This window comes from Dietzia sp. MNB45, from assembly GCF_051994785.1.
Lineage (GTDB): Bacteria > Actinomycetota > Actinomycetes > Mycobacteriales > Mycobacteriaceae > Dietzia > Dietzia kunjamensis.
In genome coordinates this window covers 2491532-2505165 of record NZ_CP163397.1, presented here as the reverse complement: position 1 = coordinate 2505165, position 13634 = coordinate 2491532, and the positions used below count along the sequence as shown (strand labels likewise).

At 71.6% G+C, this 13634-nt stretch carries 10 protein-coding genes and 2 pseudogenes; 5 read left to right on the top strand and 7 right to left on the bottom strand.

Going from position 1 to position 13634, the window contains the following annotated elements:
• Positions 1-9 precede the first annotated feature (9 nt).
• Together AB5G72_RS11980 and AB5G72_RS11975 are read left to right on the top strand one after the other, a co-directional pair.
• Positions 10-1008, top strand: a complete 999-nt coding sequence (locus tag AB5G72_RS11980; protein WP_440219958.1) for a 4-(cytidine 5'-diphospho)-2-C-methyl-D-erythritol kinase — start codon at positions 10-12, stop codon at positions 1006-1008.
• A gap of 2 nt (positions 1009-1010) precedes the next feature.
• Positions 1011-2858 (top strand): ABC-F family ATP-binding cassette domain-containing protein, encoded by a 1848-nt coding sequence (locus AB5G72_RS11975; protein WP_440219957.1) that lies wholly within the window; start codon positions 1011-1013, stop codon positions 2856-2858.
• An 18-nt stretch (positions 2859-2876) separates the two neighbouring features.
• Here AB5G72_RS11975 and AB5G72_RS11970 read toward each other — a convergent pair whose 3' ends face one another.
• The 5 genes and pseudogenes from AB5G72_RS11970 to AB5G72_RS11950 all read right to left on the bottom strand — a co-directional run.
• A complete protein-coding gene (locus AB5G72_RS11970; protein ID WP_440219956.1) occupies positions 2877-4400 on the bottom strand; it encodes a DUF222 domain-containing protein in 1524 nt (507 codons plus the stop codon).
• Positions 4401-4737: 337 nt separating this feature from the next.
• Positions 4738-5439 (bottom strand): HAD hydrolase-like protein, encoded by a 702-nt coding sequence (locus tag AB5G72_RS11965; RefSeq protein ID WP_440219955.1) that lies wholly within the window; start codon positions 5437-5439, stop codon positions 4738-4740.
• On the bottom strand, positions 5436-5990 hold the full coding sequence (locus AB5G72_RS11960; RefSeq protein ID WP_440219954.1) for a TetR/AcrR family transcriptional regulator: 555 nt from the start codon (positions 5988-5990) through the stop codon (positions 5436-5438). The genes AB5G72_RS11965 and AB5G72_RS11960 overlap by 4 nt, the downstream gene beginning before the upstream one ends.
• Before the next feature lie 51 nt (positions 5991-6041).
• Positions 6042-6434: pseudogene (locus AB5G72_RS11955) on the bottom strand (GMC oxidoreductase); the annotation flags it as partial.
• 258 nt (positions 6435-6692) lie between these two features.
• Positions 6693-6764, bottom strand: a pseudogene (locus AB5G72_RS11950) (twin-arginine translocation signal domain-containing protein); the annotation flags it as partial.
• Positions 6765-6850: 86 nt separating this feature from the next.
• Here AB5G72_RS11950 and ppk2 point away from each other — a divergent pair.
• From ppk2 to AB5G72_RS11935, 3 genes are all read left to right on the top strand, one after another.
• Positions 6851-7753 carry a polyphosphate kinase 2 gene (gene ppk2 / locus AB5G72_RS11945; protein WP_440219953.1) on the top strand — a complete coding sequence of 301 codons (903 nt, stop codon included), beginning with the start codon at positions 6851-6853 and terminating at the stop codon, positions 7751-7753.
• 85 nt (positions 7754-7838) lie between these two features.
• Positions 7839-8882 (top strand): enoyl-CoA hydratase/isomerase family protein, encoded by a 1044-nt coding sequence (locus tag AB5G72_RS11940; RefSeq protein WP_253002115.1) that lies wholly within the window; start codon positions 7839-7841, stop codon positions 8880-8882.
• 73 nt (positions 8883-8955) lie between these two features.
• Positions 8956-10110 (top strand): AI-2E family transporter, encoded by a 1155-nt coding sequence (locus tag AB5G72_RS11935; RefSeq protein WP_440219952.1) that lies wholly within the window; start codon positions 8956-8958, stop codon positions 10108-10110.
• A 14-nt stretch (positions 10111-10124) separates the two neighbouring features.
• Here AB5G72_RS11935 and AB5G72_RS11930 read toward each other — a convergent pair whose 3' ends face one another.
• Positions 10125-11855: a serine hydrolase domain-containing protein gene (locus tag AB5G72_RS11930; protein ID WP_440219951.1), complete on the bottom strand. Its 1731-nt coding sequence runs from the start codon at positions 11853-11855 to the stop codon at positions 10125-10127.
• Between the two features lie 60 nt (positions 11856-11915).
• Positions 11916-13571: a hypothetical protein gene (locus tag AB5G72_RS11925; protein WP_440219950.1), complete on the bottom strand. Its 1656-nt coding sequence runs from the start codon at positions 13569-13571 to the stop codon at positions 11916-11918.
• Positions 13572-13634: the final 63 nt, after the last annotated feature.

The following is a 13634-nucleotide window of genomic DNA, read 5'->3' as shown; positions in this document are numbered from 1 at the left end:
CTGGTGGTCATGCCCCGCGACGCCTCCACCCCCGCCGGCGCGCGCGCCGTGACGGCCGTCGCCCCCGCCAAGATCAACCTCCACCTCGGCGTCGGTGACGTCCGCGGCGACGGTTACCACGACCTGCTCACCGTGTACCGGGCCGTGGACCTGTGGGAGCGGGTCACCGTGTCGCTGGACGACGCCGACGACGACAGCGAGGTCGTCGTCACCGGGCCCGGGGCCCCGCAGGTGCCGACCGATCGGACCAATCTCGCCGCCCGGGCCGTCGACCTGCTCCGCGAGGAGGCGGGATCGGACGCCCGGATCGCCATCCGGATCCACAAGGGCGTCCCCGTGGCCGGCGGGATGGCCGGCGGCAGCGCGGACGCCGCCGCCGCGCTCGTGGCCACGGACCGGCTGCTCGGTCTGGGACTCGGCCGGGCGGCGCTGGAGGAGCGGGCCGCGAGGCTGGGCAGCGACGTGCCCTTCTGCATCCGCGGCGGCACGGCGCTGGGTACCGGGCGCGGCGAGAAGCTCGCGACGCTTCTGCACGCCCGTGCCGAGCAGCACATCGTGGTGGCCCTGGCCGACGGGGGACTGTCCACCCCGACGGTGTTCGCCGAGTTCGACCGGCTGCGCGCCGAGCGCGACCCTGCTGATCCCGGGCGCGACCCGGCTGATCCCGAGCGGGGCCTGCCGCGCGCGGGCGGGGTCGACCCGCTCGTGGCGGCTCTCGCCGGCGACGATCCCGCCGCCGTGGCCGGGCTGCTCGCCAACGACATGGAGGCCGCAGCCCTCTCGCTCATGCCCGCCCTCCGCCGGACCCTGCGCGTCGGCCGGGAGGCCGGGGCCCTGCACGGCATGGTCTCCGGCTCCGGCCCCACCTGCCTGTTCTTCTGCACCGACCGTGACCACGCGATCGCCGTCGCCGCCGAGATCAGCGAGCACAGTGTCGCCCGCGAGGTCCGCGTGACCCGCGGCCCGGTCGGCGGTGCGCACATCGTCGACGACCCCACAGGAAAGTAGAGATGGCCCCCACCAACCTCATCAACCTCGAGCAGTGCTCGGTCTCCTTCGGGATCCGGCAGGTGCTCGACAACGTCTCACTGGGCGTCAACGCCGGCGACCGCATCGGCGTCGTCGGCCTCAACGGGGGCGGCAAGACCACCCTGCTGGAGATCCTCACCGGCGTGGCCGAGCCCGACTCCGGGCGCGTCTCACAGGTCAGCGGTCTGCGGATCGCCGTGGTCACGCAGCGCACCGAGCTCGCCGCCGACACCGTGGGCCAGGCCGTGGTCGGCAGGCTCGGCCTGGCGGTCCACGAGTGGGCCGGTGACGCCCGCGTCCGCGCGGTGCTCGACGGCATCGGCATCCACGACCTGGGACTGGACACGCCCGTCGCGGATCTGTCCGGCGGTGAGCGGCGCCGGGTGTCGCTCGCCGCGGCCCTCGTGCAGGATTTGGACCTGCTCGTGTTGGACGAGCCGACCAACCACCTCGACGTCGAGGGGGTCCAGTGGTTGGCGGACCACCTGGTCGCGCGATCGAGTGCGCTCGTCGTCGTCACCCACGACCGGTGGTTCCTCGACACGATCGCCACCCACACCTGGGAGGTGGTCGACGGCCACGTCGAGCAGTACGAGGGTGGCTACAACGACTGGGTGTTCGCGCGCGCCGAGCGCGACCGCCAGGCCGCGGCCACCGAGTCGCGTCGTCAGAACCTCATGCGCAAGGAACTCGCGTGGCTGCGCCGCGGCGCCCCGGCGCGGACGTCCAAGCCGCGCTATCGCATCGAGGCGGCCGAGGCGCTCATCAAGGACGTGCCGCCGCCCCGCGACTCGCTACAGTTGTCGAGCTTCGCCGCGCGGCGCCTCGGCAAGGTCGTGATCGAGCTGGAGGACGCGCGCCTCGATGCCCCCGACGGCCGCACCCTCGTCGACGACCTCACCTGGCGACTGGCCCCCGGCGAGCGCGTGGGCCTGGTCGGCGTCAACGGTTCCGGCAAGACCACGCTCCTGCGCGCGCTCGCCGGTGAGGCCCCCCTCGCCGCGGGTAGCCGCAAGGAGGGCAAGACCATCCGGATCGGGTGGCTGCGTCAGGAACTCGACGACCTGCCGCTGGATCAGCGGGTGCTCGAGGCGATCGAGGACGTCGCCGCCCGGGTGGCGTTCGGCAAGGACGAGCTCACCGCCTCCCAGTTGGCCGAGCGGCTGGGCTTCTCGCCGGCCCGTCAGCGCACGCCCGTCGGCGACCTGTCCGGCGGCGAGCGGCGGCGCCTGCAGCTCACGCGCGTGCTCATGGCCGAGCCCAACGTCCTGCTGCTCGACGAGCCCACCAACGACCTCGACATCGACACGCTGCGCCAACTCGAGGACCTGCTCGACGGCTGGCCCGGCACGATGGTCGTCATCTCGCACGACCGCTACCTCGTCGAGCGCATCTGTGACTCGGTGTGGGCGCTGTTCGGCGACGGCCAGCTCACCAACCTCCCGCGCGGCATCGACGAATACCTCGAGCGCCGTCGCCTCGCCGGGGCGGCGGGCGACTCGGGCAAGGTGTCGCGCTCCACGCCGGGCGCCGCGTCTGCTTCGGCTGGCGGCTCTGGGGCCGGTGCCGCGGGTGGTAGTGCCACGGCTCCCGCCCTCTCCGCCGCCGAGGAGCGGGCGCTCACCAAGGAGATGTCGAAGATCGAGCGGCAGATGGGCAAGCTCGACAAGCGCGAGGCCGAGCTCCACAAGGCCATGGCCGATGTCTCGGCAGGGGCGATGGACACTGAGAAGCTGGCCGCCCTGGACCGCGAGCTCAAGGACGTCTCCGCGGAGAAGGACACGCTCGAGGAGCGCTGGATGGAACTGGGCGAGCAAATCGAGGGTTGAGTCGCCCGGCCGGCCGACCTAGGCAGCCGACTGCGACCCCGGTTCGCGCTCTGCAGCGTGGAGTCGCTGTTCCGCCTGAGCGCGCAGGTACCTCCGTTCGGAGGCGCGACGGTGCCGGGTGTGCGGTTGGCGCTGCGATCCGGGTATGCCGTCTCCGGTTCTGCCGGCTTCGGCGGCCTCCTTCTGTAGCCGGGAGCGTTCGGGGTGTCGCGGTGCGCCGAACTCCGCCAATGGGCCGGTGGGGGTGGTGATGACGCGTGTCCCGGGGTCCTTGTCGGGATGGTTCGGACCATGTATCCACACGTAGTCCCCGTCAGTGCTCCGGTAGTAGGCCCAGATGCCATCGGTCTTGAGGCGGTGGTGGGTGCGGCAGATGCTGCCGAGGTCGTCGCTGGTGGTGTATCCGCCGCGTTGGGGATCGTCGTGGTCGAAGGGGATGATGTGGTCGAGGTCCGTCTTGTCCGCCGGGGTCTGGCAGCCGGGGAAAACGCAGGTGCCGTCGCGACCCCGACAGAAGCGGGCCAGTGCCTCCGAGGGGCTGTACCGGCGGGAGGCCTCACTGTCCGGGTCCGCGAGCGTGTCGATCGCGTCGAGTCTGCGCCTGGCGAATCGCTGCAGTTCATCGGACGTGAAGCGACTGACGGGGCCGTAACCTGCCACGAACAGGCCCCGGAAGTCCGCGTCCCCGTCGTCGTAGGCGTGGATCACGACCCGGCGGGCTGCGGCCATCGCGTCCGGGTTCGTGGGGTGGTCTCCGTCGGGTGTGGGCAGACAGGTCCAGCCGCGGCTCAGGGCGAGGAGGCCGGCGGCCCTGAGTTGCCCGATCGACCGGGGGTCGTCTGTTGCGGCGGTGCGGACCAGGGCTTCGATCCGCTCGGTGATCTCCAGGCCGTCGACGGCTGAGAGGGTCGCGGTGAGCAGCGCGAGATCGCCGGTGACCGGCGTCATCTTCACGTTCTGCTCTCGCCGAGCCTGTTGTGCGCGGGCGTCCGCTCCCACGGGGTCGCAGCTCGCGACGTGCTTGCTGAGCATCTTGCGCAGTGGCCCGATCCTGGGAGGGTGGGTTCGGCGCCTCGTCGGTGCGAGTCCCTCGCTGATGCGGCGGTCGAGTTCCGGCATGAGACGGTCCTCCACCAGGGCGGTCTCCTCGGCGATGGCGTGGGCCGCGTCGACTCCGATCCACCCAGTCGTCAGCAGTGTCGCGGTGAGAGGCAGCCGCTCGGTCAGTTCTATGGCGGTGGCCACCAGCCGAAATGCCCCGCGGCGGGACAAAGCCATCGAGGCGCTCACCGTGGTCGCCGCCGTGTCCAGGGGATCGCGCCGCTGGTCGTTCTGGGTTGACCTGGATACGCAGTCGTACGCATAGGCCACAGTGCGGCCTTCGGCAGCGTTGATCGCCCGCTGCGCGAGATAACCGCGTCGCTGCCCGGGGTCCCATTGGTTGAAGGCCTCAGGCACGACGACGTCGGTGGCGGGGGTCGGGACCGTCGTGAATCCCGGAGGGACCACGAACTGCGAGTGGGCGGTGTCTGTTGCGCTCATGGTTCGACTGTATGTTCGAGGTACGACATGGTTGGGAGAAGTGGCTGGCGCGGTCGTGACCTGCGGTGCCCTGGATGCCCCGTTCGGGGCGCCGCAGGTCAGACGGCGCTGCGGTTCAGACGGGACTGCGGTGCAGTCGGAGGGGTTGACGGCAGGCAGCAGCGCGGCGGCGTAGGTGAGGCATGGCGGTACGGCGCCACCGCGCCCGGGTGCTCGATGGACACCGGCAGCCCGCGGGCCCGGGCGGCGTCTGCAGCCTCGTGACCTGCGGTGCCCTGGATGCCCCGTCCAGGGCACCGCAGGTCAGACGGCACCGCAGGTCGGACGGCACCGCGGTTCAGACGGTGGCGTGGATCGCGGCCAGCAGGGCGCCGGGATCTGTGAGATCCGGCAGGACGGCGTGGGCGCCGGCGGCGCGGAGGTCGTCGGCGGAAACCCTGCCGGTGGCGACAGCTACGCAGACGGCACCCGCGGCGCGCGCCCCGCGGACATCGTGCACGTGATCGCCCACGACCACCGACCGCCCGGGGGGCACGTCCACACCGCGGGCCCGGGCGGCGGCGAGGGCGTCGCGGACGAGGTGGGCGCGGTCCGCGTGGTGATCACCGAACGCGCCGAGTCCGGGGTCGGGCAGCCCGTCGAAGCCACAGAGCCGCAGCTTGAGCAGCGCCGTCCGCCGCATGTTGCCCGTGACGATCCCCTGGTGCAGTCGCGGGTCCGCGGCCAGGGCGGCGACAGCCTCGTGGGCGCCGGGCAGGGGACCGCCACCACCGGCCAGGAGATCGTCCCCGAACGTTTCGCAGCGCCGGGCCACGGCGTCCATGAGGGAGAGGACCACCTCGTCGTCGTCGACACCTATCCCGTTGATCTCGAGGAGATCGGTAAGGATCGCGCGGTCGGTCCGTCCGGCGAAGGACGCGCCCATGACGGGGTCGCGGCCGAGGAGGTCGGCGAGCGCCGGGGTGATCATGCGGGTGCCGAAGCCGGCCGGGTCGAGGAGGGTGAGGTCGAGGTCCCACAGGACGAGTACGTCGCTCACGTCCCGGACGTCTCCAGCAGCGGCGCCAGCCAGGTGGTGAGGAAGGTGCGGAGGTCGTCGTCGGAGCGGGCCTCGGGCGAGTCCAGGCACAGCACCGACCAGCCCACGTGCACGCCCACCTCCGCGACCAGATCCAGGCGGCCGGCCAGTTGCGGGAACCGCTCGGCGGCGGGGACGAGGAGCTCGACCGCGTACTGGCGGGCCCGTTCGGCGGAGCCGGGGTCGAAGATGGGGTTCGAGCCGCCGCCGAGCGTGAGCGCGCGCAGCAGGGGATCGTCGAGGATGCAGTGGCGGCCCACGACCACGATCTCCACGATCAGCTCGAGGGGCGTTGTCGCGGCGTCGAGCACATCGGTGAACGCGCCGGTGAGCATGGTGAGTCGCTCGGAGACGGCCTGCGAGACCAGGTCCTCGCGGCTGCCGAAGATGGAGTAGACGGTCTGGCGGCTGACCTCGGCCTGCTTGGCGACCGCGGCGATCGTGACGCCCCCGAAACCGGCGCGCCCGATGACCGCTCGGGTGGCGTCGAGGATGGAGTCGCGGGAGCGCACCCCGCCAGTATCCCGGACGCCGCCGGACGCCGTGCCTAAAAGACGGCGCCCCTAGAAGACAGCGCCCACGTCCCGCCGCACGATCCTGTCCAGCGCGCGCTCGGCGATCGCGGCGATGGTCAGCGACGGGTTGCACGCGGCGGTCGTGCCGGGGATGAGCGCGCCGTCGACGACGTACAGCCCGCGCTGGCCCAGGACGCGGCCGTCGAGGTCGCAGACCTGTCCCATGACGGCGCCGCCGAGCGGGTGCCAGGTGGAGTTGAGCATGCGGTTGGTGTTTGTGAGGTGGCCGGTCGGGCCGGCGATGGCACGTGCGGTGCGGTCGACGTGGGTGAGGATGTTGGAGTCGCCGCCGGCCGGCCATCGGATGATCCCGCGGTCCTGCGCGGAGTCGTAGACGACCCGACCGCGGTCGGTGCTGACGCCGTAGCCGACCATCACCGTGAACCACAGGGCGCGCTCGTCGGGGGAGGTGGCGCTGGGGAAGGTGGTGGAGTCCGGTCCGGCGGGCCAGCGGCGGCCTCGTTGGACGACGACGACGGCGACGCCCGCCTCAGCGAGACGAAGCGCTGAGATGCCGCCGCCGAATCCGCTCCCGACCACGATGCACCGGTGGTCCTGCACATCGTGGGGGATCCGTCCGGGTGCGGGGGAGTCGGTCGCGGCGCCGGCGGAGTCGCTCGGCCGGGCGGCAGCCGCGGGGTCGGTGGCCAGGGCGGCGACCCCGGCGGCGGCGACGGTGCCGAGGAAGCCCCGGCGGGAGATGTGCCGCATGGGCGTGAAACTAGACAGTGTTGACGAAAACTGTCAATATCGTCGTCCCGGTCGAGGAGGCCGGGTCGGGTCCGTAAGCTCGGGCCATGAGCAGCAAGAAGGCCTCCGGCAAGAGCGGCAGCAAGAGCGCGTCCAAAAGCGGTGCCAAGAGCGGTGCCAAGAAGAAGGACCTCCTGCCCAGCGGTCTGGAGAAGCTGCCGAAGAAGGCCTACGAGGCCGAGCTCGAGCGGCTGCAGGCGGAGCTGGTCGAGATGCAGGCCTGGCTCCGGGAGACCGGCAACCGGATGGTGGTGGTGTTCGAGGGGCGCGACGCCGCGGGCAAGGGCTCGGCCATCAAGCGGATCACGCAGTACCTCAACCCGAGGCACGCCCGGATCGTGGCATTGCCCGCCCCGACGGAGGTGCACAAGACGCAGTGGTACTTCCAGCGCTACATCGAGCACCTGCCGGCGGCCGGGGAGATCGTGATCTTCGACCGGTCCTGGTACAACCGGGCCGGGGTGGAGCGGGTGATGGGTTTCTGCACACCCGACGAGTACCGGCGGTTCCTGCACCAGGCTCCGATCTTCGAGCGGCTGCTGGTGGAGGACGGGATCATGCTCCGCAAGTACTGGTTCTCCGTGTCCGACGAGGAGCAGGAGCGCCGGTTCCGGTCGCGCCATGACGACCCGATGCGCCGCTGGAAGCTCTCGCCGATGGATCTGGAGTCCATCACCCGGTGGGAGGACTACAGCCGGGCCAAGGACGAGATGTTCGTCCACACCGACATCCCCGAGGCGCCGTGGTTCACGGTCGAGTCCGAGGACAAGAAGCGCTCGCGGATCAACGTCATCTCGCACCTGCTGTCGACCGTGCCGTGGGAGAAGCTCGACCCGCCGGAGCTGGAGATCCCCGAGCGGCCGAAGGGTGCGGACTCGAACTACGACCGCCCGCCGCGCGAGGAGTTCAGGTACGTGCCGGACGTGGCCTCGCAGTTGTTGGAGGGCTGAGGCGGCGGGCCCGCATCGGGGGCAGCGAAGTAGGAATTCCTAGTATCCGTGCGACGGTCCGTGGGCGGCCTGACACTATGGGGTCATGAGCGAATTCGTCAGCAGCCGGCGTGATGGCCGGATACAGCACATCGTCCTGGACCGCCCCAAGGCCCTGAACTCGCTGGACCTGTCCATGTGCCGGGCCCTGCACACGGCGCTGGACGAGGCGTCCAAGGACGAGGACGTCGAGGCCGTCATCACCACCAGCACCTCGGAGAAGGCGTTCTGTGCGGGTGGCGACATCCGCGCGCTGCGCGACGCCGCGGCGGCCGGTGAGCACGAGAGGAACCACGAGTTCTTCTCCGAGGAGTACGCGATGGATCTGGCGTACCACACGCATCGCGTCCCCACGGTCGCCGTGATCCACGGGGTGGCCATGGGCGGAGGCCTGGGAGTCTCGATCAACGGCTCGCACCGCGTGGTGACCAAGAAGGTCATGATGGCCATGCCGGAGACGGCGATCGGCTTCATCCCGGACGTCGGCGCCAGCCACTTCCTGCCGCGCCTGTGCGGCGGGGGCGCGCGCGGCCTGGCCGTGGCGATCTACCTGGGCACGACGGGCGTGCGGATGAACTCCGCCGACGCCCTCTTCACCGGCCTGGGCACCCACCTGATCGACGACGACGAGCGCAACGCCTTCGTCGACGCGGTCGCCGCCATCGGCTTGGCCGACGCACTGAAGAGGTTCGGTCTCGAGCGCTCCGAGGCGGGGGAGTCCGCCATCGAGGCCCGTATCGAGCGCATCGAGGACGTCTTCTCCCGCGACACCGCGCAGGAGATGATCGCGGCGCTCGAGTCCGGTGAGCAGGACGAGTGGGCCACCACCACGCTCGAGATGCTGCGGTCGCACTGCCCCACGTCGATCGTCGCCACCATCGAACTGCTGCGTGCCGGCGCGAAGGCGGGGGACCTGCGGGAGTGCCTGGACAACGAGCTGGCCCTGGGCGCCTGGATCACCGCCCGCCCGGACTTCGTCGAGGGCGTGCGGGCCGTCGTGATCGACAAGGACCGCAACCCCACCTGGGACCCGGCGGACCTCGACTCCGTGGACGTCGACGCCATCCGCTCGGCGCTCGCCGGGAACTGATCGGTTTCCCCGGGGTCGATCGGGATACTCTGAGCGACATCCGGCGCACGGGGCGCCGTGCGTGAGGAGCGTCATGACTAGCAGCGGAGACAACGCGGTTCCGCCGCCTGCGCCTGCGCCGGAGGCGCTGGCTCCGCACGAGGAACCCAAGGGCTGGGGCATCGCCGGCGTCACGGCGGTGTCCCTCGCGGCCCTGTTCGTGGTGGTGTGGGGACTGTCCGAGCACGCCAGCCTGCTGATGCCGGCGTTCCTGGCGCTGAACCTGGTCATCGCCGCCCAGCCCCTGCAGCGGCTGCTGCAGCGGGCCGGGCTGCCCCGCTGGGGGGCGATGATCATCGTTCTTCTGGTGCTCTACCTGCTGCTGGCCGCGCTGGTCGGGATGCTGGTGTGGGCGTTGTGGGTCGCGGCCGAGGAGATCCCGCAATACCAGGACAAGTTCGTCGAACTGTACGAGCAGACGATCGCGTTCCTCGGCACCTTCGGCGTGAGCGAGGATCAGGTCACCTCGAGCCTCCAGGGCGTGGACCCCACCACGATCGTCGGCACCCTGCAGAACGTCGCCGGTCAGTTGTCCTCGGCCGGCGGTCAGCTCACCGTCTTGGTCATCGCGCTGACGTTCCTCGTGTTCGACGTCCCCGGCATCACGAGGCGTCGCGCGGTGATCGCCCGGCAGCGGCCCCGGCTCGCCGACGCCCTCGGGTCGTTCACCGACGGCGTGAAGTCGTACTGGATCGTCTCCACGGTCTTCGGCCTCATCGTGGCCGTGATCGACACGGTGGCCCTGATGATCCTCGGCGTGCCGCTGGCGCTGGTGTGGGGAGTGCTCGCGTTCGTCACCAACTACATCCCCAACATCGGCTTTGTGCTGGGGCTGGTGCCGCCGGCACTGTTCGCGCTGCTCACCGGGGGGCCGGTCGAGGCCATCTGGGTGGTGGTGATCTACAGCGTCGTCAACCTGGTCATGCAGAGCTTCATCCAGCCCAAGTTCACGGGCGACGCCGTGGGGCTGACCCCCACCGTGACGTTCCTGTCGTTGGTGTTCTGGTCGGCGATCGCTGGCGCGCTGGGCGCGATCCTCGCCGTCCCGCTGACACTGGCGGTCAAGGCGTTCCTCGTGGACGCCGACCCCCGGATGGCCTGGCTCTCCACGTTCCTCACAACCCCGGACGCGGACGCCAAGCGGGACCGGCGGCGCGCGGCGCGGCTGGAGGCGGCCCGGTCGGCGTAGTCACCATCGGACGGTCAGGCGGCGGGCTCGGCGGGACGGTCGGGCTCGGCGGGTTCGTCCCCGACGCGGGTGAAGGTGCCCAGTCCGTTGCCGTCGAGGAGATCCACGGTCACCGTGTCGCCGTCGAAGGTGACGCTGCCGCGGGAGCCGGGCGGCCAGTTCTCACCGACCGGGCTCACGGCGAAGGTGTCGCCGTCCCAGTGTTCGAGCGGCCAAACCTGCGGGCCCGGGCCCACGTCCAGCGCGAGTGAGGGGCCGGCGTCCGGCGGGGCGTCCGAAACGGGATCGTCCGGATCCCCGTCCGACCGGGCGGCGACGCGGCGGATCTCGATCTCGCCGAAGTAGTCGTTGCGGTAGACGCCCACCAGCTCGTCCGCCGGTCGCGGCGGTGCGGGGGCGGAGGGTTGCCGAGTGGAGACCAGGTCGCCGACGGGGGCCAGCAGTGGGCCGAACGCCTCGCCGTACAGCTCCCGCCACTTCAGGGTGGGGTCGCCGAACTGCGCGTAGTCCGCGAAGCGCGAATTGATGGTCTCCGCCACCCCGACGGGCGAGGCGTTGGTCAGGGTGATGATGCCGAGGTCCAGCGACGGCATCATGAGCATCGCCGTTCCGGCGCCGAGCGCGAACGCACCGGAGTGGCTCCACTCGACGCGGCCGGAGGAGCTGGTGGAGATATTGAACCCGTAGCCGTAGGTCCCGGTCCGGTCCGCCGCGGACTGCGGGGGTGAGGACACGGCCTGCGGGGTCAGAGCCTGTCGGAGTGCGTCGGAGGGGACGACCTGCGAGCCGCCGGGCCCGGCGCCGTCGGCGAGCACCATCGACATCCACCGCGCCATGTCCGTGACCGACGAGCTCAGGCCCCCCGCGGGGGCCTGGGCGTCCGGGTCACGCGCGGGATCGGCCGGGACCCAGTCGCCGGACGACTCGCCCGACTCGTCGGCGGCGGCGCGGACGTGACCGACGACGCGGTTGTCGCGGTCGAGCAGGTCCTCGTAGGAGTAGGAGGTGTCGTCCATGTCGAGGGGGTCGAAGAGCCGCTCGCGGGCCAGCTCGGGCCAGGGGGTGCCAGCCGCGACGGCCACGGCTTCGGCTCCGGCGGTGAGCCCGAAGTTGGTGTACGCGTACGAGGCGCGGAACGGCTCCAGCGGCAGGTGGCGCAGGCCGTGCAGGATCGCCGGGCGGTCGTATCCGAGGTCCTCCAGGTCGTCGCCCGCGTGCTCGGGCAACCCGGAGCGGTGCGCGAACAGGTCGCCCACCGTCACGTCGGCGGTCACGCCCGGATCGGACAGGGCGAACCACGGGAGGTGCTCGCGCACGGGCGTCGACCAGTCGACCTCACCCGCAGCGGTCTCCGCGGCCACGACGGTGGCGCTGACCGGCTTGGACACCGACGCCATGGGGAACACCGTCCGCGCGTCGACCTCCTCGCCGGTCTCGGTGCTGCGCACGCCGAACCCCTCGGCCAACGCCACCTCGCCACCGTGCACCACCGCCACTGCGACGCCCGGGATGCCCGAGGCCTCGAGCTCCTCCTCGACGATGTCGGTCACCTTGCCGATCGCGTACTCGACCCGGTCCTCCGAGACCTCCAGTCCGGAGTAGGCCGCGGGACTCTGGCCGGGCTCCGGGTCGGGGACCGGGGTGCCGCACGCCGAGGCGGACAGGGCCACGGTGAGCCCGAGCGCCGCTGCTCCGGCGATCCGCGGGCGGCGCGAGCGACGGGGAGAGGACGGGTCCGGGGTCATTGCCTCAGGTTAGTCGTCCGGCGCCGCGAATCGCCGCAACAGCGCAGGACGAGCCGGTGGTCAGCGCGCCCGTTCCCAGTTGGCCGTCCACGCCTCGGCGCCGCCCATGAGCTGACGCTCCAGCTCGGCCCGGTCGGGCCCGGCGCGGTGCAGCACGTCGGCGGCCCAATCGGCGTAGAGGCCGTACTGGGCGACCCCGTCGGTGTTGAGGTCGTACACGCGGTCACCGAACCGCCACCGGTCCATCACCTCGCCGCTGGGCGCGGTGAACGGGTACACGAGCGGGTCGCTCGCCGCGCTCGGCCGGGGCTCGGCGAGGGCGGCCAGGCCGTTCACATCGGAGCCGAAGCCGTAGCCGGTGAACGGCCGGGTGGCACCGGCGGTGTTCGTGCGCCACTGCTCGAGGAAGCCGGTCTCGAAGTTCTCGGTGGCGTCGGCGGGCCAGGCGAACGCGGCCACGAACCCGCCCTGCTCGTGGACCCGGCGCGTGTTGCCCTGCGTGGCCCAGGCGTGGTCCACGACCAGGCCGGTGTACCCCGCCCCGGCGGCGATGTCGAGGGTGCGGTGGGCGGTCTTGACGCCCATGTGGTCGATGTTGATCACCATGCCGCGGGCCATCATCCCGCGGATCGCGTGCTCACCCTGCGGCGTCAGTCCGCGCACGTTGCACAGCGGGGCCTCGGGGTAGACGGGCAGTGCCGCGCCCGCGGGTGCGCCCGAGGAGGCCGCCGCCAGGCCGTCGGCGACGGGGGTGGCGGCCAGGGGTTGGGCGTGGTCGGCGTCGGGACCGGTGCACGGCTCGGTCTCCCAGAAGCGCTGGGTGCCGAGTTTGTTGCCGATGTTGACCGCGAGGCCGGCCAGTTCCTCGTCCATGCGGGCGCCGCCGAGGGCGTTGTCGAACTTGTGCACCGGGAACACGGTCGACACGCCCCACGAGGCGAACTCGTCGAGCCCCCGGTCGATGTCCTCGGTCGTGCACATCGGCACGTCGTCGACCACCCGGCACCCGAACGGCTCGGACGCCTCGACGCCCAGCGTGACGGCGAGTTTCCCGTCCCCCGTGATGGCGCGGACGTCCTCCGGCGAGCGGGCGATCCGGAACCAGCCCCGCCCGGGACCGCCGTGCTCGGCGTCGATGTGGGCCTCCATCCGTTCGAGGTAGTCCACCTGCCGGCGCAGTTGCTCCATTTCGTCGCACGGGGAGCGCGCGGGCACCCCGATCCCGGCGAGCGCCTCGCAGAGGACCCGGTTGGCCACAAGATGGTTGGTGAGCACCCGCAGTCCCCCGCGCCATGCCCGCTCTATACCGGTGTAGTAGGCCTGTTCGTGCAGTTGGGAGTCGTGCGACGGCCACTGCGCGAAGGTGGGGAAGCCCTGAGTCCCGCCGGGCAGGGCGGTGCCCCCGAGCGCCGATTCGAGCAGCGCGAAGTGCCCGGTTCCCGAGTGGCTGGGGCAGTCCGCGAGCGCCTCGCCGAGGCCGCCGGGGGAGAACGGCTCGCCGCAGCGCAGTGCCCCGCCGAACGCCTGCGACGCCGCGAGGTGCGCGTGGGCGTCGACCATTCCTCTGATGGGGGAGCCGTCGGTCGGGGTCGCCGCCCGGGTCGGTGCGGCGTTCAGGGGGGCGAGTAGGGCGACGACGACGAGGAGTGCCGTCGCGGCCCACGCACGGCCTCCGGGATGTGCTGCCCTCGTCGTCGTCGTCCCTTGTGCCACCATGGCGTGACACTAATCCCACTCCTCGGGCAGGGGAGGGGGTTTCGCCCGCCCGGCGGGGCGACC

Coding starts and splice junctions, on each gene's coding strand:
- AB5G72_RS11975 (WP_440219957.1), top strand. CDS start 1,011: ATGGCCCCCACCAACCTCATCAACCTCGAGCAGTGCTCGGTCTCCTTC.
- AB5G72_RS11970 (WP_440219956.1), bottom strand. CDS start 4,400: ATGAGCGCAACAGACACCGCCCACTCGCAGTTCGTGGTCCCTCCGGGA.
- AB5G72_RS11925 (WP_440219950.1), bottom strand. CDS start 13,571: ATGGTGGCACAAGGGACGACGACGACGAGGGCAGCACATCCCGGAGGC.
- ppk2 (WP_440219953.1), top strand. CDS start 6,851: ATGAGCAGCAAGAAGGCCTCCGGCAAGAGCGGCAGCAAGAGCGCGTCC.
- AB5G72_RS11980 (WP_440219958.1), top strand. CDS start 10: ATGCCCCGCGACGCCTCCACCCCCGCCGGCGCGCGCGCCGTGACGGCC.
- AB5G72_RS11940 (WP_253002115.1), top strand. CDS start 7,839: ATGAGCGAATTCGTCAGCAGCCGGCGTGATGGCCGGATACAGCACATC.
- AB5G72_RS11930 (WP_440219951.1), bottom strand. CDS start 11,855: ATGACCCCGGACCCGTCCTCTCCCCGTCGCTCGCGCCGCCCGCGGATC.
- AB5G72_RS11935 (WP_440219952.1), top strand. CDS start 8,956: ATGACTAGCAGCGGAGACAACGCGGTTCCGCCGCCTGCGCCTGCGCCG.